Source organism: Chryseobacterium sp. C2(2020) (assembly GCF_014218915.1).
GTDB lineage: Bacteria > Bacteroidota > Bacteroidia > Flavobacteriales > Weeksellaceae > Chryseobacterium > Chryseobacterium mucoviscidosis.
The window spans coordinates 68,244-89,725 of sequence record NZ_JACLCT010000007.1 but is presented as its reverse complement, the minus strand read 5'-3'; the positions used below and the strand labels follow the sequence as shown (position 1 = coordinate 89,725).

Annotated in this window: 26 protein-coding genes; 12 read left to right on the top strand and 14 right to left on the bottom strand. The window is 41.4% G+C overall.

All coding sequences use genetic code 11. The features are described 5' to 3' along the window. Position 1: 1 nt before the first annotated feature. From H6W52_RS06225 to H6W52_RS06175, 11 genes are read right to left on the bottom strand one after another with little or no spacing between them, the layout of a single operon-like run. Positions 2 to 562 carry a conjugal transfer protein TraO gene (locus H6W52_RS06225; protein ID WP_116096915.1) on the bottom strand — a complete coding sequence of 187 codons (561 nt, stop codon included), beginning with the start codon at positions 560 to 562 and terminating at the stop codon, positions 2 to 4. A gap of 20 nt (positions 563 to 582) precedes the next feature. After that, positions 583 to 1,482: a conjugative transposon protein TraN gene (gene traN / locus H6W52_RS06220; RefSeq protein WP_116096917.1), complete on the bottom strand. Its 900-nt coding sequence runs from the start codon at positions 1,480 to 1,482 to the stop codon at positions 583 to 585. Positions 1,483 to 1,506: 24 nt separating this feature from the next. Further along, positions 1,507 to 2,850: a conjugative transposon protein TraM gene (traM, locus tag H6W52_RS06215; protein ID WP_116096919.1), complete on the bottom strand. Its 1,344-nt coding sequence runs from the start codon at positions 2,848 to 2,850 to the stop codon at positions 1,507 to 1,509. Next, positions 2,837 to 3,121, bottom strand: coding sequence for a nitrogen regulatory IIA protein (locus tag H6W52_RS06210; RefSeq protein WP_116096921.1), 285 nt, complete (start codon positions 3,119 to 3,121; stop codon positions 2,837 to 2,839). The genes traM and H6W52_RS06210 overlap by 14 nt, the downstream gene beginning before the upstream one ends. Before the next feature lie 18 nt (positions 3,122 to 3,139). Continuing rightward, complete coding sequence (locus H6W52_RS06205; RefSeq protein WP_116096923.1) at positions 3,140 to 3,568, bottom strand: hypothetical protein; 429 nt, start codon at positions 3,566 to 3,568, stop codon at positions 3,140 to 3,142. Between the two features lie 12 nt (positions 3,569 to 3,580). Then, entirely contained in the window at positions 3,581 to 4,204 is a 624-nt protein-coding gene (gene traK, locus H6W52_RS06200; protein WP_037440337.1) for a conjugative transposon protein TraK, read from the bottom strand. Positions 4,205 to 4,223: 19 nt separating this feature from the next. Then, positions 4,224 to 5,219 (bottom strand): conjugative transposon protein TraJ, encoded by a 996-nt coding sequence (traJ, locus tag H6W52_RS06195; protein ID WP_123861346.1) that lies wholly within the window; start codon positions 5,217 to 5,219, stop codon positions 4,224 to 4,226. A gap of 2 nt (positions 5,220 to 5,221) precedes the next feature. Then, positions 5,222 to 5,854: a DUF4141 domain-containing protein gene (locus H6W52_RS06190; protein ID WP_034735094.1), complete on the bottom strand. Its 633-nt coding sequence runs from the start codon at positions 5,852 to 5,854 to the stop codon at positions 5,222 to 5,224. 27 nt (positions 5,855 to 5,881) lie between these two features. Beyond that, the gene (locus H6W52_RS06185) at positions 5,882 to 8,386 is read right to left on the bottom strand and encodes a TraG family conjugative transposon ATPase (RefSeq protein WP_116096927.1); all 2,505 of its coding nucleotides are present in this window, start codon (positions 8,384 to 8,386) and stop codon (positions 5,882 to 5,884) included. Then, entirely contained in the window at positions 8,383 to 8,712 is a 330-nt protein-coding gene (locus H6W52_RS06180; protein WP_116096929.1) for a DUF4133 domain-containing protein, read from the bottom strand. Before H6W52_RS06180 ends, H6W52_RS06185 begins: the two co-directional genes overlap by 4 nt. Positions 8,713 to 8,723: 11 nt before the next feature. Then, positions 8,724 to 9,029: a DUF4134 domain-containing protein gene (locus H6W52_RS06175; protein ID WP_002979435.1), complete on the bottom strand. Its 306-nt coding sequence runs from the start codon at positions 9,027 to 9,029 to the stop codon at positions 8,724 to 8,726. A gap of 116 nt (positions 9,030 to 9,145) precedes the next feature. Between H6W52_RS06175 and H6W52_RS06170 the strand changes: the two genes are divergently transcribed. From H6W52_RS06170 to H6W52_RS06150, 5 genes are read left to right on the top strand one after another with little or no spacing between them, the layout of a single operon-like run. Next, on the top strand, positions 9,146 to 9,502 hold the full coding sequence (locus tag H6W52_RS06170; RefSeq protein ID WP_228445356.1) for a helix-turn-helix domain-containing protein: 357 nt from the start codon (positions 9,146 to 9,148) through the stop codon (positions 9,500 to 9,502). 37 nt (positions 9,503 to 9,539) lie between these two features. Then, positions 9,540 to 10,400, top strand: coding sequence for a hypothetical protein (locus H6W52_RS06165; protein WP_228445354.1), 861 nt, complete (start codon positions 9,540 to 9,542; stop codon positions 10,398 to 10,400). Between the two features lie 44 nt (positions 10,401 to 10,444). Next, positions 10,445 to 10,693, top strand: a complete 249-nt coding sequence (locus tag H6W52_RS06160) for a hypothetical protein (protein ID WP_228445352.1) — start codon at positions 10,445 to 10,447, stop codon at positions 10,691 to 10,693. Next, on the top strand, positions 10,683 to 12,458 hold the full coding sequence (locus tag H6W52_RS06155) for a DUF2326 domain-containing protein (protein ID WP_116096936.1): 1,776 nt from the start codon (positions 10,683 to 10,685) through the stop codon (positions 12,456 to 12,458). Before H6W52_RS06160 ends, H6W52_RS06155 begins: the two co-directional genes overlap by 11 nt. Next, on the top strand, positions 12,459 to 13,271 hold the full coding sequence (locus H6W52_RS06150) for an endonuclease (RefSeq protein ID WP_116096938.1): 813 nt from the start codon (positions 12,459 to 12,461) through the stop codon (positions 13,269 to 13,271). A 16-nt stretch (positions 13,272 to 13,287) separates the two neighbouring features. On the opposite strand, the gene H6W52_RS06145 is transcribed toward H6W52_RS06150, so the two are convergent. From H6W52_RS06145 to H6W52_RS06135, 3 genes are read right to left on the bottom strand one after another with little or no spacing between them, the layout of a single operon-like run. Then, the gene (locus H6W52_RS06145; RefSeq protein ID WP_116096940.1) at positions 13,288 to 13,923 is read right to left on the bottom strand and encodes a conjugal transfer protein TraD; all 636 of its coding nucleotides are present in this window, start codon (positions 13,921 to 13,923) and stop codon (positions 13,288 to 13,290) included. Positions 13,924 to 13,934: 11 nt separating this feature from the next. Continuing rightward, positions 13,935 to 14,384, bottom strand: coding sequence for a DUF3408 domain-containing protein (locus H6W52_RS06140; RefSeq protein ID WP_116096942.1), 450 nt, complete (start codon positions 14,382 to 14,384; stop codon positions 13,935 to 13,937). Positions 14,385 to 14,388: 4 nt separating this feature from the next. Beyond that, positions 14,389 to 15,156: a ParA family protein gene (locus H6W52_RS06135; RefSeq protein ID WP_116096944.1), complete on the bottom strand. Its 768-nt coding sequence runs from the start codon at positions 15,154 to 15,156 to the stop codon at positions 14,389 to 14,391. Between the two features lie 752 nt (positions 15,157 to 15,908). On the opposite strand from H6W52_RS06135, the gene mobA reads away from it, so the two are divergent. The 7 genes from mobA (at position 15,909) to H6W52_RS06105 (ending at position 21,482) form a co-directional block, all read left to right on the top strand. Continuing rightward, positions 15,909 to 16,340 carry a conjugal transfer protein MobA gene (gene mobA / locus H6W52_RS06130; RefSeq protein WP_116096948.1) on the top strand — a complete coding sequence of 144 codons (432 nt, stop codon included), beginning with the start codon at positions 15,909 to 15,911 and terminating at the stop codon, positions 16,338 to 16,340. Positions 16,341 to 16,348: 8 nt separating this feature from the next. Continuing rightward, entirely contained in the window at positions 16,349 to 17,641 is a 1,293-nt protein-coding gene (mobB, locus tag H6W52_RS06125) for a conjugal transfer protein MobB (protein WP_116096950.1), read from the top strand. 93 nt (positions 17,642 to 17,734) lie between these two features. Continuing rightward, positions 17,735 to 19,735, top strand: coding sequence for a conjugal transfer protein MobC (gene mobC, locus H6W52_RS06120; protein ID WP_116096952.1), 2,001 nt, complete (start codon positions 17,735 to 17,737; stop codon positions 19,733 to 19,735). A 149-nt stretch (positions 19,736 to 19,884) separates the two neighbouring features. Then, the gene (locus tag H6W52_RS06115; protein ID WP_084019003.1) at positions 19,885 to 20,259 is read left to right on the top strand and encodes an ArsR/SmtB family transcription factor; all 375 of its coding nucleotides are present in this window, start codon (positions 19,885 to 19,887) and stop codon (positions 20,257 to 20,259) included. Continuing rightward, the gene (gene merTP, locus H6W52_RS06110; RefSeq protein WP_084019002.1) at positions 20,256 to 20,858 is read left to right on the top strand and encodes a mercuric transport protein MerTP; all 603 of its coding nucleotides are present in this window, start codon (positions 20,256 to 20,258) and stop codon (positions 20,856 to 20,858) included. Before H6W52_RS06115 ends, merTP begins: the two co-directional genes overlap by 4 nt. Continuing rightward, positions 20,858 to 21,064 (top strand): GDCCVxC domain-containing (seleno)protein, encoded by a 207-nt coding sequence (locus tag H6W52_RS21190; protein WP_084019001.1) that lies wholly within the window; start codon positions 20,858 to 20,860, stop codon positions 21,062 to 21,064. The genes merTP and H6W52_RS21190 overlap by 1 nt, the downstream gene beginning before the upstream one ends. A gap of 79 nt (positions 21,065 to 21,143) precedes the next feature. Continuing rightward, positions 21,144 to 21,482, top strand: a complete 339-nt coding sequence (locus H6W52_RS06105; protein WP_072885930.1) for a hypothetical protein — start codon at positions 21,144 to 21,146, stop codon at positions 21,480 to 21,482.

Sequence of the window (21,482 nt, the reverse complement as noted above, 5' to 3'; positions counted from 1 at the left end):
TTTAAAAGTTAAACCTTAATCCCACACCTGCGGACGGTCGGAACTGTTCTAAGTCTGTACCCCAAAGGACTTTTGTACGTCCTTGCAGGACTAGTACAAAACGGTCGGACAGGTACGTTTCAAAAGTGAGGCGACCGCCTGCTCCGTAGATAAAATTATCTTCGCTCAATATCTTCGCACCGTCGTACAACATCGCTTCTCCCCGGTTGATGCTTTCATAGCCGACCACGCCTGTTACGGCGAAATTCAGCGTGATGTTCTTTCGGGCATCGCCCAACAGGAAGAAGCTGTAACCGCCCTCTGCGGAATAGGCTTCCTGCGGTATGCGGAGTTCTTTATAATCGTGGTACTGGTGGGTATATTCCAACGCCCAAAGCTGATAGTTACCGTTCTTACCGTTTACAGTCATTGCTGCGCTGATGTAGTAATCATTGCCGATTTTATTATTGGATAATACGCCTACACTTATTTCCAATCCTTTCTGCTTCGGCAGCATCCTTTGCGCTTGTGCGGCAGTGATGCCTATCAGGACAAGCAGCACGGTATAGATATACTTTTTCATATTCTTGCTTTAAAGGGTTGTTAAAAATTCAGGTGCATATCGTCAATCAAACGGGCTTTGATTAAATCGGAATTTTCTACCTGAAGCGTTTGATGCCTCCCGCCGTTCTTCTCGAAAATCTCAATCAGCAGTACCTTGTCATCGGCAATGGTAAACTGGTCTAACAGGAACACATTTTGCTCGGTCGATTTTCCGGCAATGCCGTCCAATGGCTTGTACGTTCTCAAAGGCGTTAAAGGGCGTTCCTGGACTACGGTGCGTTTGGCAACTTTTTTATCCACTACCTTGAAATTGATAAAATCAATCTGAAACGGCACATTGGTACGGTTTCTCAATTCCGTATGGAAATAGTATTTGCCGTTGTGTATGTAAATGCCTTTGAGGATAAACTGGATGCCGAAGCTCTTAGCCCCGATATGCTTTACAATACGCTTATCTTTTTTGTAAATGGTTTCCAGTAGCAAGCCTGCCAGTGAGGGCGAATTGTTGCCCAATTCTTCAAAAAGCACATCGTTACCGTTGGCTTTATCCACCGCCTTTTGCATTGTGAGCAGGTCGTAGCTCAATACCTCCGGGTAGGAACTGTAATACACGTTGAAGCTGTAAAAACGCCCATCATTCGTGATAACGGAAAAATTCGTTTCCGGCTCAAAGTCCCTAACTGATGCTTTTACACGCAACACGTTTTCCGCATCTTCAGCTTTCCCTGCAATCAGGTATTCGCTGCCCAAATCCACGTAACGAATGGCGGTCGGGAAAATCAGGTGCGACGTTTTATCGTAGGTAACTTCCATACGGTACGGTTCTATCTTTCCCAATGCAAGCGGTGTTTTTGCTGTTGCACTGTCCTGTGCATAGGTTGTTACGGCAAAGCCGAGTATCAGGGCAAAAGCCCAAAAGGTTTTTAAATGATTTTTCATTGTTTTATTTATTTGAGTTCAACATTATTTTTTCGATACGAGGAAGACCTGATAGCCCGCTTTCAGTGTAACCTTTGGCGTTCTTACTTTCTTGGCGAAATAGCCCGAAATACCCTGTACCACGCCACGGCTTAGGTCAGCCGCTACCTGCTGTCCGGCATTCTGCGTGAGCATTACGCTTGTTCTCCCGGTCTGGCTCATATTGCCCGCCATTTCGGTAAGGGCGTTCATTTCCGGCGAATAAGGCGCGTACAAGCCCTGCTGTCCGTCCAAATCATAAATGGTAATATCAACCGGGATGATGTTGCCCTCCAGTTCTACGGAGGTAACTTTTAATTGCAGCCTGCCATTCTGAAATTTGGCATTAGCCGTTACAATCGTTCCTTTGGGGATGGTACGTTGCGGGGTTTTAGCAGGCTCTAACAAGCGTAAGCGCACACCCGTTTCGCCAACTACCGTTTGGGCTTCGTGTACACAGGCTTTGATGCTGTTTTTGGGTTGTACTACCTCTTCAGTAGAACCTGCGGTATAAAACCCACGGTTTTTTGTTTGGCTCCAATCGGCTGCAAAGGCACTGTCCGACGGTTCACGGTACAGGGCTGATACAATGTTCTTTCTTGTGGGTGTAAACGATACGAATTGCTCTTTTTGGTTAGCACCCGCAGCTCCCGTAGTTGCACCGTTTGCAGGAGCAGCATTTCCGGTATTGGCATTTTGCGGCAGATACTTTGCAGCCATTTCATAGGATTTCTCCATTAATTTGAGTTGGTCGTCAACGGTGGCCACAGGTGGCACATCTTTTTCCGACAACTTCGCTTTCAGTTCGTCCACCTGCTTACGCAGTTCCATTGTTTCAGAATTGTTGTCCTGATAGAATGAACCCAATGTACTTTGCGCATTGCGATAGCTGTTCAATGCCGAATTTCCGTTTCGTCCCGAATTTCTGCCACCACCGCCAAAGCCGTCGCTTTCCTCTTCTTCGGGTAAACTATCTTCATTGTCAGCAGATGCACTGTCTTCAGTATTCCAATAATCAGAAAGCGTGGTCAGTGCATTACGCTTCTCCTGCTCTTTGCGTTCGAGCATTTCCTGCTCATACGCCTTGCTTTTATCGTCGGGCATTCGTGCTCCGGTAGCCTGTGGCACGGCATCGTTCAGCCCGATATTTTCAATCGCCTTTTTATCTTCGCCCGGTTTAAATATGAGGTACATACAACCCAAGAAGACAATTCCCATTAAACCGAATATGATTGGCTTTTTGAGCTTTTCGGCTTTGTTCTGTGTGCCGTCTTGCAGCACATCAGCGGTTGCTGACGGGTTCCCCTCCGTTACCCGAACAACCGATTTTTTGTTCTCATTTTCTTTCATAAATCTGATTTTTTAAAATTGTTGATACACTATCCTGCAACCTTGCAGGATTTTTACTTTTGAGGACAGGGTTCTCGATATGCTCTATGACCATATCGTTACCGGACTTTGAGGTATCGTACATCACTTTGCCAATGACCGCTACGGTAAGCAGCAGATAACCCACAAAGAAGTACAGCGTATATCGGTGCTGTTTGCGTAAAGGCAAAGCCCGCCAACGTTCGTCCAGCTTATCAAAGTACCTGTCCATATTTGCTTTTAATTTTTTCATAGCCTTACTATTTCTGTGTTATAGCTTGAAACGCTTAGGACTTTTACCCGCCGTTTGCTTCGGCGCATCGTTGACCAGTGCGACCGCTTCCGTTAATTTGGGTGCGGACATTACGGACAGGTTTGCCAGTTCCGATTTTTTGAGTAATTGCCCAAAGCCGTCTTTCTTCGCTACCTCCATACGGCTCAATGAGAATTTGCCATTTAGGTACTTTACCCACATACTGCATTCTATACGGGGCTTGTCATCGCCTGACCATTGCAGGTAGCCTGTCAGCAGTAAGTCCTGCTTAGGTAAACTGTCTGCACCTTTTTGGCAACTTTCGAGGTATTCGCTGATGCTGTCTTTCAGCTTTCCGGCATACGCTCCCTGCGTATGGAAATACCCGTTATATCCTTTGTCGGTAAGGATTTTTGCGAACGTGCTTAAATCTGATAATGCTTCCATAAGATTATTTTTTTAGCGTTCGATAACCTCTATATCCTTATTCTCCACGACTGCAAATTTTTCAATATTGAAGCCCTGTGGATTATTGTCGGAACGAACGGAGTTGACGAGATAGCAGGAAGTAATCAGGTTGCGCCTGGTTACGTTGCTTGACCGGATAATGAACTGTTTGGCATAGGTACGCACAGCATAGGGGTAGTTGTCGAAATTGCACACGACACTATCCACCTCTATGCGTTGCTGCACGTTCCCCGAAATGATACGGCTGTAATAGCCCTTTTCCGACAAGTCTTTGTAGTAATCAAAAGCACTTTTATCGGCAAGGTTGAATGCCCTGCTCATATTGCTTTCAATAGCGTTCTTGTCGGGCGCAAGCGTAAAGAACAGTTCGTGAAATCTCCTGACGTGTTCCCTTGCTTCAACCGGGCGGTTGATGCTCGCATCCTGCGATAAGGCAAGCATCAGGGATTTACCATTATCCAGTACATAGATTTTTTGGCGTTGTTCTTCTGCAAAGCGGTAGGAACGCCATACGGCGTAACCTACCACGCTGATGCAGAGAACCGCAAACACAATGGCATATAATCTTATCTGCCTAAAGCTGTTTTCGATATTTCTTAGCGTTTTAAATTCCATTTTTTAGAATGATTAATGTTTATTTATTCATCAGTTTACCGCCGATGTTTCCAACTGTTGAACCTGCGCCTGCGCCGGCGATATTTCCGGCTTTCATTGCTGTGGAGTTTACATTGCGGGTAAAGTTTCCTGCGCCTCCGGCTTGGATTACCCAACCTGTTACTGTCGGGATAGTGAAGTACCCGATGATGCCGATTATCATAAAGATGATGTACACGGTATTGCTCGTATCAGGTATATAGGTGGGGTCGGCAAGCATTGCTATATCCCGTTCTAAAATGAGGGATTGTATTCTTGCCAACATTGAGCTGAACAAATCCGAAACGGGAAGCCACAGGTAAACGCTGACGTACCTCGTGAGCCATTGCGTGAGCGTGGACTGAAAGCCATCCCATACGGAAATAGCAAAGGCTATTGGTCCGAGTATGGAGAGGACTATCAGGAAAAACGTTCGTATGGTATCAATGACCAAAGCCGCCGCCTGAAAGAGAATTTCCAGTAGATTGCGAAACCAATCCTTTATGGCTTTCTCTATCTTGTAGGCTTGCCTGTCCATATACATACCCGCCATTGTTCCAATGTCGGAGGGCGACCAACCCAGTTCGTCCAGTTTCTTATCAAACTCTTCGTCTGATACCATATAGGCGGTTTCGGGGTTTCTTACCATTGCCTCATATTCCAACTGGTCTTTTTGCTGTTGCAACTTGTTCAGGTCAAGCACTTGGTCTTCGAGGATTTCGTGTGTTCCTACCACCACCGGGCTTAATACCGCATTGATGGTTCCCAGTACGATGGTCGGGAAGAACATAATACAAAGCCCCAAAGCGAACGGGCGCAGCAAAGGGAACATATCAATAGGTTCGGCACGGCTTAAAGCCTGCCAAACCTTTAATGCCACATAGAACAATGCTCCCAATCCTGCCAAACCCTTAGCTACTGCTGCCATATCGCCTGCAAGCGGCATCATATCATCATAAAGCGACCGCAGGAGTTCGTGAAGATTATCCCATTCCATTGTTACCAGTATTTTTGGTTAGCAGTTCCGTAGAGTTCAAGCACTCTTTGGGCATCGTTTTTCTTTTTCGCTCTTAGGTAGCTTACAGAAATGTTCTTGTTGGTATAGTAGCGCACAAGGCTGTGATAATCCTTTACCTCTTTATACACACGGTCAATCACATCCATACGCTCTTTGTCATTGAGCGAAAGGCTTGAAGAGGTAATAATCTGCTTCAGTTCTTTCAGCAGTTCGGTACTTTCATTGAGCAGTGCCGAATAACCATTACCGATGGCGGTCAGTTCCTGCGGTGTGAAATTTGGGTCGTTCATCATCTTGCCAAAATTCTGCACGTACATTTCGGAAACATCGCCGACCAACAATACCGTTTGCTGCACCTTGCGGGCATCTTTCACAAGGTTGTTGATAGCTTTCAGCTTGTCGTAATATTCCTTGCCCTGGTCATAAACTTTTTTCACTTCGTTGAAGTTCTTTATCACGTTGCTTACGGTGGAAGAAGTCTGCACGATTTCGTTTGCAGAGTTGATAATCCCTGAAGCCAAATTTGCGGGGTCGGTTACAACCCACTGGGCTTTTGCTGACGGTGCTACGGCGAGCATCAGTGCCGTACACACCAGATACAATACTTTTTTCATTGTTTCTGAATTTTAAAATGTTAATGATTATTGATTTACTTTGTCCCGCCTTTGCATTGCGATATGCTTAATGGCGAGTTCTACATTACCGTCCAGTTCAGATGCGAGTTGCATCACTTCCATTTTTTCGGTTTCTTCTGTGGTATAGGCGAGGTATTCCTCTAAACTAACCTCGGTGGCATAGACTGCCGAGTGCGTACCACCTAAGCCAATCCAAACCTCTTTGTAAAGTCGGCTTGCATCGTTGTTCATATTGATGGAAAGTACCTGCCCTTTCTCTTTGTCGGTAAGCCCCAACATTGCCTGTATATCATCAAACTTGTTCATATACTTGCGTTGGTCAAGCAGGATTTTACAGTCGGAGTTGTTGATGATACTTTCCTTGACGATAGGCGACTGGATAATATCATCGACCTCCTGTGTTACGACAATGGCTTCCCCGAAAAATTTCCTCACAGTTTTGAACAGATACTTGATGTATTCTGCCATTCCCTCTTTGGCTATCGCTTTCCAAGCCTCTTCAATCAGGATAAGTTTGCGAATACCTTTCAGTCGGCGCATCTTGTTGATGAACACCTCCATAATGATAATCGTGACTATGGGAAAGAGGATTTTGTGGTCTTTAATCGCATCAATTTCAAACACGATAAAGCGTTTGGAAAGCAGGTCTAACTGCTTGTTTGAGTTTAGCAAATAATCGTATTCTCCACCTTTGTAATAGGGTTCGAGTACGTTAAGGAAATTGGCAATGTCAAACTCCTTTTCCCTAACCTGCTTTTCTTCCAGTACCTTGCGGTAGTCGCCTTTTACATACTCATAAAAACCGTTGAATGACGGGTACACATCTTCCGTCTTGATACGCTCGATATAACCGCTTACTGCATTGGAAAGGGCAACTTCTTCAGAACGGGTTGGCGGCTCATCATCACGTTTCCATAAGGTCAGTATCAAAGTTTTGATACTTTCCCTTTTCTCAATGTCGAACACGCCATCATCGGTATAGAAAGGGTTAAAGGCAATCGGGTTATCTTCGGTATAAGTGAAGTAAACACCATCTTCGCCTTTGGTTTTTCCTTTGATGAGTTCGCATAAGCCCTGATAAGAGTTACCCGTATCTACCAACAGTACGTGTGCGCCCTGTTCGTAATACTGCCGTACCATATGGTTAGTAAAGAACGATTTGCCCGAACCCGACGGACCAAGTATGAACTTGTTACGGTTCGTGATGATACCTCGCTTCATAGGCAGGTCGGAAATATCCAAATGGATAGGTTTTCCGGTCAGTCGGTCAGCCATCTTGATACCAAACGGCGAGGGCGAATTATGGTAATTGGTTTCTTCTGTAAAGAAGCACAGCGCAGGCTCAATAAATGTGTAAAAACTTTCTTCACTCGGAAAGTCGCCTGCATTGCCCGGCATTCCTGCCCAGTACAAAGTAGCTACATCCGTTGTGTTGTGCCGAGGCTTACACTCCATCAGTGCCAACGCACTACCGCAATCATTTTTTAGCTGTTTCAGTTCCGCAGGGTCTTCTGACCACGCCATAATATTGAAGTGCGCACGAACAGAAGATAGCCCGAAGCTGTGGGCTTCGTTCAGGTACTTTTCTATCCACTCTTTGTTGATTTGGTTGGCACGGCTGTACCTTGCCAGTGAGTGCATATTCCTTGCAGACTTCTCAAACTTTTGCAGATTGTCTTCGCTGTTATCCAAAAACAAATACTGGTTGTAAATGTGGTTGCAGCTTAACAGCAAGCCCACAGGTGCAGCGAATGACAGACGACAATCGCTTCGGTCGGTAGATAGCTTTTCAAAACGGGTATCTGCCGATACCGTTCCGGGCAGGTCATCGGTATCTGAAAGAGTATGCAGGCTTAACCTTTTGTTGCCTATGCGTACTTCTTCTGTTCCGAGTGCGATGTCCTGCATTGGTGTTCCGGTTCCCCTCGAAAGCGTAAGGTATTGCTCCAGTAATCCCTGTGTATTTTCTGTTCCGATAATTTCATCTTCGGTCAGACGTTTTAGGGTTACGAAACCACTATCGTTCACGATACGCTCAAACTGGGCGACCGCTTCCATAAAGCGGTGTATCGTTTCCTTGTTTCTGATTTCCTTTGGTATTAGTGTGCCTTTGCAAAGCGAACTGAAGTTGCTTTGCATCCGCATTCTTTCCTTAGTGGTCTTTGTTAAGAACAGGTAACAATAATGGTTGAGGAACGGTCGCTCGTTGAAATGACGTTGATAGGATTTTGCCAAAAAACTTTGGTTGTCTTCTGTCAAATCGGGTGCATAGCTTTCTTTGATGTACCAATCCTGTTTGTGAATGACCGTAAAATCAGGCAAGGTTTTGATAGCCTTGTGCCAGGCGGAGTGAATGGCTTCGTATTCCGCAGAAGCTACCGTGAACAGTTCCGGCAAACGCACTTCAAAGCAGGCGGTAATGTCCGCATCTTTGGATAAGATGCAGTTGTTCTCTACTGCCAACAAAGGAAATTTATTTTCCAGTGTGGTAGTCTTTGCTACATTTCTCATACGGCATTCTGTTTAGGAGTGAATTTTAAATAGCGGTGTACAGGCTTGCGGCAGATGATGTAGCGGGGATGCCGTTTATTGGCTGCAATTTTCATCAGCCCGTGTTCGCCGTACTTCCTGTTAAGCGAAAAGGTCTGCCATACGATGAGCGAAGCACCGCCTGCTCCGAGGAACAGGCAGATGTAAGAGTTTACGCCTGCCATATACAGTATCATCACGAGGATAAGCATACCGAGCAGCCCACCTGCGAAAATGAACAGGTATTGTGCTTTCAACCCTTTAAATTCCACCGTCCTGCCGATGCCTTTGTTGATATTGTAATTCATAAGGCAACGGATTAAAGGAAGAATGAACGCAGGATGGTAGCGGCAACAATCAGGAAGATACACGCACCGAACCACGAAGCTGCGGTCTTACTCGTGTCAGGGTCGCCGGAGCTGAATTTGTTGTACACCTTAACGCCCCCGATTAACCCGACTACCGCACCGATGGCGTAGATTAACTGCGTTGCGGGGTCGAAATAGCTTGTTACCATTTGGGTAGCCTCGTTGATACCAGCCGACCCGTTTCCCTGTGCGAACGCACCAATTCCCGACAGCATTGCCACGGCTGCCAGTAAAACTTTTTTTCTCTGTTTTTCCATAATTGAAACACATTAATTTGTTACTGTTTATCCCGCACCTTGCGAGCTTTCGGGACAAATGTCTTGTGGAAAAAGAGGCATTATAAGAAAGTGGCAGTCAGAGGAAGTGTTTGGCTGTGAGTGGCTTTATTGGTGGGGACTTCCAGAGCGGAAGTACAAATGATGGGAGGCTTTTATTGCAATTTACAGTTGGTTCAATGCAACTTTTAAATTACATTTGTACATTCATAATAAAGTCACTTTTAATCCTTTTTGAGATGAAAATATCAGGCAGACATATTGGAGAAATGCTGAAGGAAGCCAGAGAACAAAGACAGCTAACTCAAGAACAATTAGCCCAAAAAGTGGGTAAGAAAAGGAGTTACATTTCTAAGGTTGAAACTGATTATGGCAATAATATCAAACTTCAAACCCTTAAAGAGATAGTAGAAAAGGGATTTGACGGTACAGTTAAAATTAATTTGGAACTCTGATTTGTATATGGATAAATTATTGAAGAACGCTTTTAAAATGCAAATTCAATCCAAAGAAGGATTTGAGTTCGAAGAATTTATTGATGAACTGTTTCTTTTGAAATATGGCGTTAATAACTATACGCCCATCAGGAGGAATAAGGATAAAGGCAATGACGGTACTATTTTGCCCGAACAAAAGATATTGGCTTGTTATGCGCCAAGAAAATATAGCAAAACTGATTTTGAAACAAAAGTTTTAGGTGCAGCAAACAAAGAAGGAGATTTTGAAAAATACCAGAAAAACTGGAAAGACAAATTTCCAAATTGGGAAATGTATGTTAACCACGAAGTGTCACCGGAACAATTTACACTAATTCAGGGTTTAGATGGCGTTACTTCGATTAAGGGGATAGACCAAATTCTTTCTATTGTTGATGAACTTTTATCAAGTAAAAAAAGGAAACTTGCAGCCTACTTAGGCATTGAAAGCTTTTTTATACAGGACTATATTCAGGAAATCATTAATGACCTACTGAATGCATCAAACGAAGAAGATAAAGCTCTGCATTTCGACAGGAAAACATTAGTCCCTCCCCAAAAGAAAATCGAACTCAACTTTGAACAGGAAGATTGGGACGGGATGAACTCGGAAATGGTATTGGTGATGACGGAGTTTAATACGATTACCAATATACTTTCGGGATATAATGATGATGAGATTAATACCCTGAAAAGAAGGGTTATAAATGATTACAATAAACTTTCAGGAAATTTCAAGGAGAGATTATATAATCTGACCGACCAATATACAACGACATATGGAAACATTAAAGATGATGAATATGTAAAATGCGTAAAATCTATATTGCTGTATATGTTTGAACAGTGCTTAATAGGCAGAAAAACAGAAAATTAACTATGATATTACCGCAGCCCGAAAGCAATCTTAAAACCAACCTTATGGTATTAGGAGCAGATATTATAAGTATTATGGGTAATTCCCCTTTTAAAAACAAATACGTTATCGTGGATGATATAATGAATAAGTTTTTAAACAGGGATAAAGATAGGACACCCGACCTTTTTCTGTATGCCTTGACCTTCTTGCATACGATTGGCAGCATTGAGAAAAAAGGATATAAAATCAAATTGGTAAAGAAAGAAAGCCAAGAAGAAAATCAAACAAGTTTATTCAACAATGTTAATTAGAATATATTCAGAAACCAACCTTATAGATGCTGTTCCATTTCACAATGGAATAAACATCATATTGGGCAAATACTCTGGGGATAAAGAAGCACGAGGGATTAATGGTATTGGCAAATCTACGTTGGTCAGGCTTGTTGATTTTACCTTATTAAGCGGTAAAGCAGAAAAAAGATTTGCTCAAAAAAAGTATGACTTTTTACGTGATGATGAACACACGATTACTTTAGAAATTGAAGTACAGGAACAAAAATATTTTATCAAGAGGGGCTTTGCCGATACAAAAAAAATATTTTTCGGGAAGCGACCGGATGCTCTTGATGAATATGAAAAATCTGAAATGCCGAAATTGCTGGAAGGGATATTTTTTCCGACAGAGAACAACGAAGTATTCTTTGAAGGAAAAAGATATGGAACGTTGATGGAATTTTTTGTTAAGGACGACTTGCAAAGTCAGCAAAGAGTTGACCCTTTAAATTTTGTTTCTTACAATGCCAATGCAAGAGAAAAGGCATTGTATAATTTTTATTTGCTAAATCTCCCGACAAAAACACTTTTAAAATATAACGAAGTATCTTCTGAATACGAAAGGTATAATAATACGGTAAAATCCCTTTCAGAAAAGGTTAAAGCAGATACAGGTAAAGATATTCAGGAATTTAGAACAGAGCGGTTAAAGATTGAAAAAGACATTGCTGCACTCGAAAGCAGTCTGAAGGAATATAACTTTCTTGCCAATCATAAAGAGATAGAGCAAAAATTAAATCAGGTTATTTCTGAAATTAATGAGCAATCTGTCATCTATCATAATACAAACCGGAAATTAGACAAACTAAAATCCTCTTATAACGAAGTGTCATCTATTGACCTGGACAAAATTCGTAAGCTCTACAATGAAACGGTAGCAACATTTGGCAACTTTGTAAAAAGAAGTTTAGACGAAGTTATAGACTTTAAAAAGCAACTTTTGGCGAACAGGAATAAATATTTGTTGGAGGAAGAAAAGAAATTACAATCATCAATAGACCAAAGTTTAACACAGCTTGAAAAATTAGAAAAGAACAGGAGCCAATTATTTTCAATGCTAAAAGAGAGAGGTGCATTGGACAGGATTGAGAGTACCTACGAAAGATTAGTCAATGAAAAAACACTTTTAGAACGGAATACCTCAATTGTACGAGAAATTGACGAAATCGAAGAAATATTAGGGAACTCAAATATTGTAATAGCTGAATTAAAGAGGGATATTGTCAGCGAACTAAACAAGCAACAAACCTATCTTGATGAGTTGCGATTGTTATTTCAACAAATTCTTGAAAATGCTATCTATTTGGATGAAGAATTTGATAATTCTTATTTTAATATCACATTAAACTCTACTTCGCCAAGAAACCAATTGCCTTTTAAAATAAGCTTGGAAATTCCTAAAGCGGATGCTTTAGGGCAAGAGCGTTTGAAAATTGTAGCATATGATTTAATGGTATTCTTAAAAAGCAGGATTGACAAACGGAGTATCCCGGATTTTCTTGTACACGATGGTGTATTTCACGCCATATCATACAAAACAATATCCAATGTTCTGAACTATATGTACCACAAATCAAACGAACTACATAATTTTCAATATATCGTTACTTTCAATGAAGATGAAATTGATTTGACTGGGGATGAGAGTAAGTTTGGAAAGTTTGATTTTGATTGGTCTAAACAAGTAATTGCTGAATATTCAGATACCGAGCAGGAAACAATTTTTAAACGATTTTTTTAAATGGCGAACTATCAATTACCTCCTTTAAAAGATGAAAGGTTATTTGAGGAACTCACTTGTGATTTATTCAATTTTGTAGAGAATACCTCATCATATGAGAATACAGATTTTCAGACGTTTGGTGTGAAAGGACAAAATCAGAAAGGTATTGATGTCTTTTCTTCCAAAACAAAAACGGTTATACAGTGCAAATTGAAAAGTATTGGAAGAAAAGATGAAACTATAAGGAAAATTCTAATTCAGGATATAAATACCGATTTAGAAAAAGCAAGGGATTTAGCGATTGATTTTGACAAATTTGTTTTTGCTTCTACGTTTCGTGACGATGCTCAAATACAGGAATACCTAAATCAAATAAAAAGAGAACAGAAAATACCCTTTCATTTATATTACTGGGGATGGGATACCATAACAAAGCATATTGAGCAATCAGAGGCGTTACTGCATAAGTATTTTCCAAAGTTTGTAAAGAAAGCCAAGCCTGGAAAGACAAAAATTGAACTACCGGACGGAGCGTTGGGTAAAGAGCTTTCCAAGAAGAACTACATTGATTATTTAAAAAAGCGATATGGCGATTGGAAACAAATTGAATTAAGCAAAAAGGGAGAAAAATTCAATTGGGCTGCTTTTACTATTTCATTGTCTAAAAGATATAAAGCATCAGGGATGAATTATATTGATGTTCGACATTTTGAAGATTTAGCATCATATCTAAAAAGCCGGATTGATGGGACAATTATGGGAAAAGTGAATAAATCTAAAGGAATAAAAAATTATTCTGTCTTTGAAGAGTTCTCGGAAAACGAAGTTTAAAAAGACAAAGGGAAGTCTATACAAACTCCCCAATGTCAAAATCACCCAAATCACTTTTCCGCAAGGTGGAAGAACCGTCGTCGCTTTCAGATGAAAGTGTGCTATCCAAAAGCTCGACAATCTTTAGGGAAGCACCCTCAATGGAATTTTCCAGTAGGCTGAATAATCCGGTTCCCTGTAATTTCTGAACTATGGCTACCGCTGCTTCCTTTTGAGCCTGTTCCAAATTCTCTTTTTGGAGCAATGCCCCTACGGAGCTTAGTTCGTCGTAGGTAACCCCTTGGGCAAAACCGTTATCGCCACCGGATATTCCGTACCTGTTCCATTCTTCTTCCTCTTCCTCCAAATCAGGCATATTGCTGAAAACTTCGTCCAGTTCTTCCTGCGGAATTTGAATGCTGACGTTTTCGTTTTCGTCATATTCAATGTCTAAATTATCAGGGTTTATCTCCGGTTCCGCTATTTGGCTTTCATTGGCAGTGTTTGGCACTGAAAGGCTTCTTACTGGCTTGGGCTGCCCCATAATATCGGGCAGGTTCGGGTTAACTTTTTTCTGTGTGGGCTTTTGCTCCGACCTTTTATGAATAACAATCTTATCCTGCAAAAGCAGGACAATGACGATTAGCAGGCATATCACAATTACTATTTCCATAATCAGGTACTTTAAAAAATGGGTTTAAACTTTTCGTTGAAATCATCGGTAATGGCTTTTTCAAACATTTCAAAATGATGTTCAAGTATGTTATCGAGATAGGCATACAGGGGTATAGCATCTTTACCGATTACCTGTACAATACGAGATAGCCGTTCGTGGTATTCCTGCCGGATATAAATGCTTTTATCGCCCCGCTTTGTCATCGAGTGGGTTTTCAAAAAGTGTTCGCCGTAGCTTCCATCAAGGTTTTTCTTTGTACGGCTTCTTTCCCGTTGTGCGGGTTTGCTTTGTGATAATTCTTCCTGCTGCACCTCGTCTTTTACCGCTTCTTTTACCTGCTCTTCGGCAGGTTCAGGCGGTAGCTGCAAACCGTCCTTTTTAACTCCGTCCACCATCAGGTTCATCATCATTTCCTCGTTAATGTCCGGCGTGACTTTTCTTTTATTGTCTTTTTCCATAGTACTACAATTGAATGATGTTTAAAAATTCGCTAATGAACAGGTCTAACTGGCAGGCTTTCATCAAACGCTCGTCGGGAGGCATTACCGTAGAACGGAAAACCGTTTTGCTGTTTGCTTCGCTTTCCTTGCGAAAACGGGTGCTGTTCTTGATTTGGCTTTGCATCAGGCTTAATCCCAGTTGCCCGATAAGCTGATTGTACACGTCATATAAGGGTGTGCTTTCCCTGCCGTCCACCTGGTTCCAAAATAGGTTAATGCTTTGTATGGAAGTTTCGCCTTTTTTCATAATCACGTCCTGTAAAAGCTGCGTGAAGATGAGCGTACTTTCCATTACCACACGGTCTGCCGTAATGGGTGTGAAAATGTGGTGCATACCTGCCAGTGCTTTCAGGATACCGGGCGTGTTCACGGTTCCGGGCAGGTCGAAGAACAGCACATCAAGCGGAACGGGAGAAGTGTTTACAAATTCGTGCGCCGCATCGAGTACGCTATCCGCTTTGTGCTGCATAATTGGATAGGCTTTTTTGTTGATGGTGGTAAACTGCTTATATGCCAGTTTTTTCAACGCCTCATTTTCCATTACCATTGCCAAATCACGGGTTTTCATTTTCATCAGGCTGTGCTGCGGAAAATCCGCATCAAATACGGCTACGTTGTAGCCCAACCGATAGTGCATCGTACTTGCAACAAGCGTGGTGAACGTGCTTTTGCCAACACCGCCTTTTTGAGAAGAAAAGGCAACGAACAGAGGTTTCTTTTTTGTGTCCATATTTTTAAAATTTAAAGTTTACATCTTCCTGTTTTCAGTCTTGCAGGCTTGCACCCGTGCAGTCCAGATTTCGTGCTGTCTTTCTTGCAGGATAGCTATCAGGCTTGCCTGCGGGAATTGCTGATTGCCTGCTTTCTTGCAATACAGCAGCAATGCTTTCATTCAGGCATCTTATCAGGCGGGATTGCATTCTTGCAATCGTTCCGTCTATCATTCCATCCGTCACGCAGGCGTGATTGTCTGATAGCAGGCTGTCACGCTTTCCGTCATTCCTGCGCTCTTGCTTTCTTGCAATCTTGCAGGCAGGATAACCTGCCATCTTGAATGTGTGCCGTCAGCTCGTCCTGAAGTACGGGCTGTCTGCCTGCCAACATTCAGGGGCAAAGAACTCATCAAAATCATTCGGTTGTATAGCGGTGGCAGTGTTTGGCGTTCAGAGGCAGTGTTTGGCACTGCCACACTGTACAATGCTTTCGTAAAGAGGGGCTTACTTTGTAAAATGATTTTTATTAATGGATTTATGCAAACATCACCTGACAAATCAAGAGGTAACAGCAACGGCATCGAGCCGTTTTTCCCTGTTACATTCAATCCGTCCCGCAGGGCGGATTTTTGTGTTCACCGGAACACGGCAAGTTGTGTTTTGAGCATCTCGGAATGATTTCCGATGCTCAAAACAACTTGCCCTTTGCAGGGGGCAGAAAACACCTTCCGAAGTCAGGGTTTTGTATGGATTTTAAAATGGATTAGTGATGAACGATAACAACAAAAAGCAATTGAAAAAGACCGGACGTCGCCCAAAAGAAGACCCGGCGACAATCCGCTATACGATTTCCTTTAACGAACAGGAACACGCCCGCTTTCTTGCCCTTTTTGATAAATCAGGTATGCAGGTAAAGGCGCACTTTATAACGTCCTGCATCTTTGACAAGACAATAAAGACCATTCAGATTGACAAAGGAACGGTTGATTTTTATATGAGGTTGACCTCATTTCACAGCCAGTTCCGTTCTATCGGTGTAAACTATAACCAAATTGTAAAGCTGCTGTACAAGAATTTTTCCGAGAAAAAAGCCGCAGCGTTTCTGTACAAACTGGAAAAACAAACAGTAGAAATGGCGGTGCTATGCCAAAAAATTATCCAATTAAGTGAGGAATTTGAAGCCAAACACCTCAAAAAATAGCGGTAGAAATGATAGCAAAAATTGGAAGAAGCGCAAATTTATACGGGGCATTGGCGTACAATCAGCTTAAAGTAGAGAATGAAAACGGGCAGATTTTGTTTGCCAATAAGATGATTGAAACGGCAAGCGGTCATTATTCCGTAGCACAGTTAGCCCAGTCTTTTGCGCCTTACCTGATAGCCAACCGCAATACCGAGAAACATACACTGCATATTTCGCTCAATCCTGACCCAAATGATAAGGTAAGCGACGATAAGTTCAGGGAAATGGCAGAGCAGTATATGCGGGAAATGGGTTACGGCGAACAGCCTTTTGTAGTTTTCAAACATACCGATATTGACCGCAGCCATATACACATTGTATCGGTTTGCGTAGATGAGCAGGGCAAAAAGATTTCGGACAAATTCGAGAAAATGCGGTCTATGAATGTATGCCGTGAACTGGAAAGAAAACACGGATTGATACCTGCAACAGATAAGGAGCGCAATCAAACTGATAGGGTTTTTCGCCCGGTAGATTATCGGGCAGGCGATGTAAAAAGCCAAATCGCTTCGGTCGTTCGCCACCTGCCCAACTACTACCAATACCAAACTTTGGGAGAATACAATGCCCTGCTTTCACTGTTCAATATTACCGCCGAGAAAATCGAGGGAGAATTGCAGGGAAAGATGCAGCAGGGTTTATTGTACATTCCCTTGAATGAAAAGGGCGAAAGAGCCGGGCATCCGTTCAAGGCTTCACTGTTCGGAAAGAGCGCAGGGCTTCCGGCTTTGGAATTGCATTTTGCGAAATGCAAAACAGCTTTGAAAGACAACCCAACCAAACAGACCCTAAAATCTGCCGTTACTATTGCCCTGAAAACCACGAGCGCTGAACAGGCTTTTAAGAAGCAATTAGCGGAACAGGGCATTAACGTTGTGGTTCGTAGAAATGACACAGGGCGTATTTACGGAATAACTTTTATTGACCACAATTCTAAAACGGTTTGGAATGGTTCAAGATTGGAAAAAGAACTTTCTGCCAATACCTTTAATGATTATTGGAACAATAACATCAAACCAGATATTAAAGAACCTGCCGTTTTAGAACCCAAACTGTCCACATCAAATGATGCGGATCTTCCTGCGGAAGAACCACACCATTTGTTTGACTTCTTAGCTATTGACAAACACGAAGACGGCTTGATTGAAGCATTGGGCGGCTTACTGTCCGAAACCCAGGGCGACGATTACGAAGAACAGGACTTTGCCAATAAGATGAAGAAGAAACGCAAACGTCAAAGAGGCAGAAATAATATTTAGCCAAATACTGCCACACAACGCCACAGACTGCCACATTCTTATAGCCACTCCATAGAGCCTTTAAATTCACGCCCGAACATTAAACTTAAAATAATGCAGGGAGAAGACGATTTAAGAGGACTTGCCAAGATAATGGCTTTTATGCGGGCTGTCAGTATTCTTTTGGTGCTGATGCACCTTTATTGGTTCTGCTACGGTTTCTTTTTAGAACGTGGTTGGACGTTGGAAGTAATCAACAAGATATTAGTCAATTTCGACCGGACGGCGGGTTTGTTTTCACATACCCTTTACACCAAAGCATTCGCTTTGGTTTTACTGGCTTTAAGTTGCTTAGGAACAAAGGGCGTAAAAAATGAGAAAATAACCTGGTCTAAAATTTACGTGGCGTTGGGCGTTGGCTTTGTGCTGTTCTTTCTAAACACACCGTTGCTAAAGTTATTTCCGGCAACAGGCACATTCCTATATATCCTTACTATCTCATTAGGCTATATCGCTTTGCTGATGGCAGGTGTATGGATGAGCCGCTTGCTCCGCACTAATCTGATGGACGATGTTTTCAATAACGAGAACGAGAGCTTTCAACAGGAAACCAAGCTGATGGAAAACGAGTATTCCGTCAACCTGCCCACCAAATTTTACTACAAAGGCAAATGGAACAACGGTTGGATAAACATTGTAAATCCTTTCAGGGCATCAATCGTGTTGGGTACTCCGGGTTCAGGTAAATCTTATGCAATCGTAAATAACTACATCAAGCAGCAGATAGAGAAAGGCTTTAGTATGTACATTTACGATTTCAAGTTTGATGACCTTTCAACCATTGCCTACAATCATCTACTGAAGCACAGGGACAAGTACAAAGTTCAGCCGAAATTTTACGTGATAAATTTCGACGACCCACGCAAGAGCCACCGTTGCAATCCACTCAATCCCGATTTTATGACGGACATTTCTGATGCCTACGAAGCGGCTTACACCATAATGCTGAACCTCAACAGGTCGTGGATACAGAAGCAAGGGGATTTTTTCGTGGAAAGCCCAATCATTCTTTTAGCTGCCATTATTTGGTATCTGAAAATCTACGAAGATGGTAAGTATTGTACGTTCCCACACGCCATTGAATTACTGAACAAAAAGTATTCGGACGTATTCACGATTTTAACCTCGTACCCTGATTTGGAAAATTATTTATCGCCCTTTATGGATGCTTGGCAAGGTGGAGCGCAAGACCAATTACAGGGACAGATTGCATCGGCAAAAATTCCTTTGTCAAGAATGATTAGTCCACAGTTATATTGGGTAATGACTGGCGATGATTTTTCATTGGACATCAACAATCCTAAAGAACCAAAAATTTTGTGCGTGGGTAATAATCCCGACCGTCAAAATATCTACTCCGCAGCTTTGGGCTTGTACAATTCAAGGATTGTAAAGCTGATTAATAAAAAGGGACAGCTTAAAAGTTCCGTTATCATAGATGAGTTGCCTACGATTTATTTCAGGGGGCTGGATAATCTTATAGCAACGGCGAGAAGTAATAAGGTGGCGGTATGCCTAGGATTTCAGGATTTTTCGCAATTAACAAGGGATTACGGCGACAAAGAGAGTAAGGTAATACAAAATACAGTCGGTAATATATTCAGTGGTCAAGTGGTTGGCGAAACAGCAAAGAGCCTATCGGAACGCTTCGGTAAGGTATTGCAGAAACGCCAAAGTATGACGATTAACCGCAATGATAAATCAACTTCTATTTCCACACAGTTAGACAGCCTTATTCCAGCTTCCAGAATTTCAACGCTTACACAGGGTATGTTCGTGGGTTCTGTATCGGATAACTTTGATGAACGTATCGAGCAAAAGATATTTCACGCCGAAATTGTGGTGGATAATGAAAAGGTAGCAGCAGAAAGCAAAGCCTATCAGCAAATACCGCAAATCTTATCTTTTGTGAATGAGCAGAGCGAGGATAAGATGAAGCAGGAAATTGAAAGTAATTATAAACAAATAAAAGCAGACATCCTGAATATTGTTTCAAGTGAAATGGAGCGCATCAAGAATGACCCGAACTTACAGCATTTGGTACAGAAAGAATGATTATACTAAATATTTTTGTGATGTCTCTGTTAATATATTGTTAGAAGAATTGAAAGAAACGGCACCATTACATCAACATATAAAATACCAAATTTTAATACTTATATTTTAGCATTTGCTTAAATAAGAAAATTAGCTATATTTGCATTATGGATAATACTTCTTGCATAAGACAACAGGCTGACATTAAACAAATCAATCGCTGTAAAGAACGAGTTTCAGAACTCCACGGCTCGTTTGACTATTTGTCGAACGGACTTGAGTTGACGGGAAACAATGTAAGACTGAAAATTCTGTTTCTTCTTTTTGAAGAAAAACGACTTTGTGTTTGTGATTTAAGCGATATTCTTGGTATGACAATTTCAGCAATTTCTCAGCACTTGAGAAAACTCAAAGACCGAAAGCTTATTGAAACCGAAAGAGAAGCGCAAACCATTTTTTACTCGTTGACGAAAGAGTATGAAAAAATGTTGGAACCATTTTTTAAAATACTTGACGACAACAAAATTTTAGAAACAATATGAAAACGGACAACAAACTAATCGGGACTGGACTTTTGACAGCAATTGTAGCTTCATTGTGTTGCATTACACCTATTTTAGCTCTCATAGCAGGGACGAGCGGACTTGCTTCAAACTTTTCCTGGCTCGAACCTTTCCGACCATATTTTATCGGTTTAACAATTTTAGTAATTGGTTTTGCTTGGTATCAAAAGTTGAAACCGCAAAAGAAAATTGACTGTAAATGTGAAACAACTGAAAAAATAAATTTTATGCAAACAAAATCATTTTTAGGAATTATTACCCTTGTGGTGGCTTTACTTTTATCATTTCCAATTTACGCTCACATCTTTTTTCCAAAGCCCGAAAACAAAACAATTATTACCCAAAGTTCCAAAATTCAGAAAGTTGAGTTTACAATTAAAGGAATGACTTGTTCAGGTTGTGAACATCATATTAAAACAGAGGTTAGCAAACTAAAAGGAATTATCGAAGTTGTCGTTTCCTATGAGAAAGGCAACGCTATTGTCAAGTTTGATAATAAGCAAACCCGTATTGCTGAAATCGAAAAAGCTATCAATTCGACAGGTTATAAATCACTAGAAAGTAAAGTTATATCATAATGGAAATTAAATTACAATCAATAATAACTTGCCCAAAATGTGGGCACAAAAAAGAGGAAACAATGCCAGTTGATGCTTGTCAGTATTTTTATGAATGTGAAAATTGCAAAACAAGGTTAAAACCACTACAAGGCGACTGCTGTGTGTATTGTAGCTATGCCAGTGTTCCTTGTCCACCAATACAACAGGATAAAAAATGTTGCTAAATAGAACGCATTTTATAGAAATCACATAAAAAATCGGTAGGTTTTACTAATTATTTGTAAACACTTATAAAAATAACTTATGCTATCAACAGAAAAAACATTATCAGAGGTAATTGAAATATTAAGACTAAGAGGTTATACCGAAGATTTTAACCTATTGGAAGAAAATATCTCATACAAAATAGGAGGCGAAAAGGTCAATTTAAGTGACATAGTTATTGATAAAATTTATCGTTTTACAGGACTGAATGACTTGGAAGATGAAGCTATCTTGTATGCGATGAGAAACCAAAAAGACGGAGCAAAAGGGATTTTCGTAAATGGCTATGGCACGTACTCCGACAGTGTATCGAACAGCATCATAGAGCAAATAGCAGTTAACGAAGATGACAAGGATGATTGGACAATAGAAATTTGA

Coding starts and splice junctions, on each gene's coding strand:
- H6W52_RS06225 (WP_116096915.1), bottom strand. CDS start 562: ATGAAAAAGTATATCTATACCGTGCTGCTTGTCCTGATAGGCATCACT.
- traN (WP_116096917.1), bottom strand. CDS start 1,482: ATGAAAAATCATTTAAAAACCTTTTGGGCTTTTGCCCTGATACTCGGC.
- traM (WP_116096919.1), bottom strand. CDS start 2,850: ATGAAAGAAAATGAGAACAAAAAATCGGTTGTTCGGGTAACGGAGGGG.
- H6W52_RS06210 (WP_116096921.1), bottom strand. CDS start 3,121: ATGAAAAAATTAAAAGCAAATATGGACAGGTACTTTGATAAGCTGGAC.
- H6W52_RS06205 (WP_116096923.1), bottom strand. CDS start 3,568: ATGGAAGCATTATCAGATTTAAGCACGTTCGCAAAAATCCTTACCGAC.
- traK (WP_037440337.1), bottom strand. CDS start 4,204: ATGGAATTTAAAACGCTAAGAAATATCGAAAACAGCTTTAGGCAGATA.
- traJ (WP_123861346.1), bottom strand. CDS start 5,219: ATGGAATGGGATAATCTTCACGAACTCCTGCGGTCGCTTTATGATGAT.
- H6W52_RS06190 (WP_034735094.1), bottom strand. CDS start 5,854: ATGAAAAAAGTATTGTATCTGGTGTGTACGGCACTGATGCTCGCCGTA.
- H6W52_RS06185 (WP_116096927.1), bottom strand. CDS start 8,386: ATGAGAAATGTAGCAAAGACTACCACACTGGAAAATAAATTTCCTTTG.
- H6W52_RS06180 (WP_116096929.1), bottom strand. CDS start 8,712: ATGAATTACAATATCAACAAAGGCATCGGCAGGACGGTGGAATTTAAA.
- H6W52_RS06175 (WP_002979435.1), bottom strand. CDS start 9,029: ATGGAAAAACAGAGAAAAAAAGTTTTACTGGCAGCCGTGGCAATGCTG.
- H6W52_RS06165 (WP_228445354.1), top strand. CDS start 9,540: ATGCAAATTCAATCCAAAGAAGGATTTGAGTTCGAAGAATTTATTGAT.
- H6W52_RS06160 (WP_228445352.1), top strand. CDS start 10,445: ATGGTATTAGGAGCAGATATTATAAGTATTATGGGTAATTCCCCTTTT.
- H6W52_RS06155 (WP_116096936.1), top strand. CDS start 10,683: ATGTTAATTAGAATATATTCAGAAACCAACCTTATAGATGCTGTTCCA.
- H6W52_RS06150 (WP_116096938.1), top strand. CDS start 12,459: ATGGCGAACTATCAATTACCTCCTTTAAAAGATGAAAGGTTATTTGAG.
- H6W52_RS06145 (WP_116096940.1), bottom strand. CDS start 13,923: ATGGAAATAGTAATTGTGATATGCCTGCTAATCGTCATTGTCCTGCTT.
- H6W52_RS06140 (WP_116096942.1), bottom strand. CDS start 14,384: ATGGAAAAAGACAATAAAAGAAAAGTCACGCCGGACATTAACGAGGAA.
- H6W52_RS06135 (WP_116096944.1), bottom strand. CDS start 15,156: ATGGACACAAAAAAGAAACCTCTGTTCGTTGCCTTTTCTTCTCAAAAA.
- mobA (WP_116096948.1), top strand. CDS start 15,909: ATGAACGATAACAACAAAAAGCAATTGAAAAAGACCGGACGTCGCCCA.
- mobB (WP_116096950.1), top strand. CDS start 16,349: ATGATAGCAAAAATTGGAAGAAGCGCAAATTTATACGGGGCATTGGCG.
- mobC (WP_116096952.1), top strand. CDS start 17,735: ATGCAGGGAGAAGACGATTTAAGAGGACTTGCCAAGATAATGGCTTTT.
- H6W52_RS06115 (WP_084019003.1), top strand. CDS start 19,885: ATGGATAATACTTCTTGCATAAGACAACAGGCTGACATTAAACAAATC.
- merTP (WP_084019002.1), top strand. CDS start 20,256: ATGAAAACGGACAACAAACTAATCGGGACTGGACTTTTGACAGCAATT.
- H6W52_RS21190 (WP_084019001.1), top strand. CDS start 20,858: ATGGAAATTAAATTACAATCAATAATAACTTGCCCAAAATGTGGGCAC.
- H6W52_RS06105 (WP_072885930.1), top strand. CDS start 21,144: ATGCTATCAACAGAAAAAACATTATCAGAGGTAATTGAAATATTAAGA.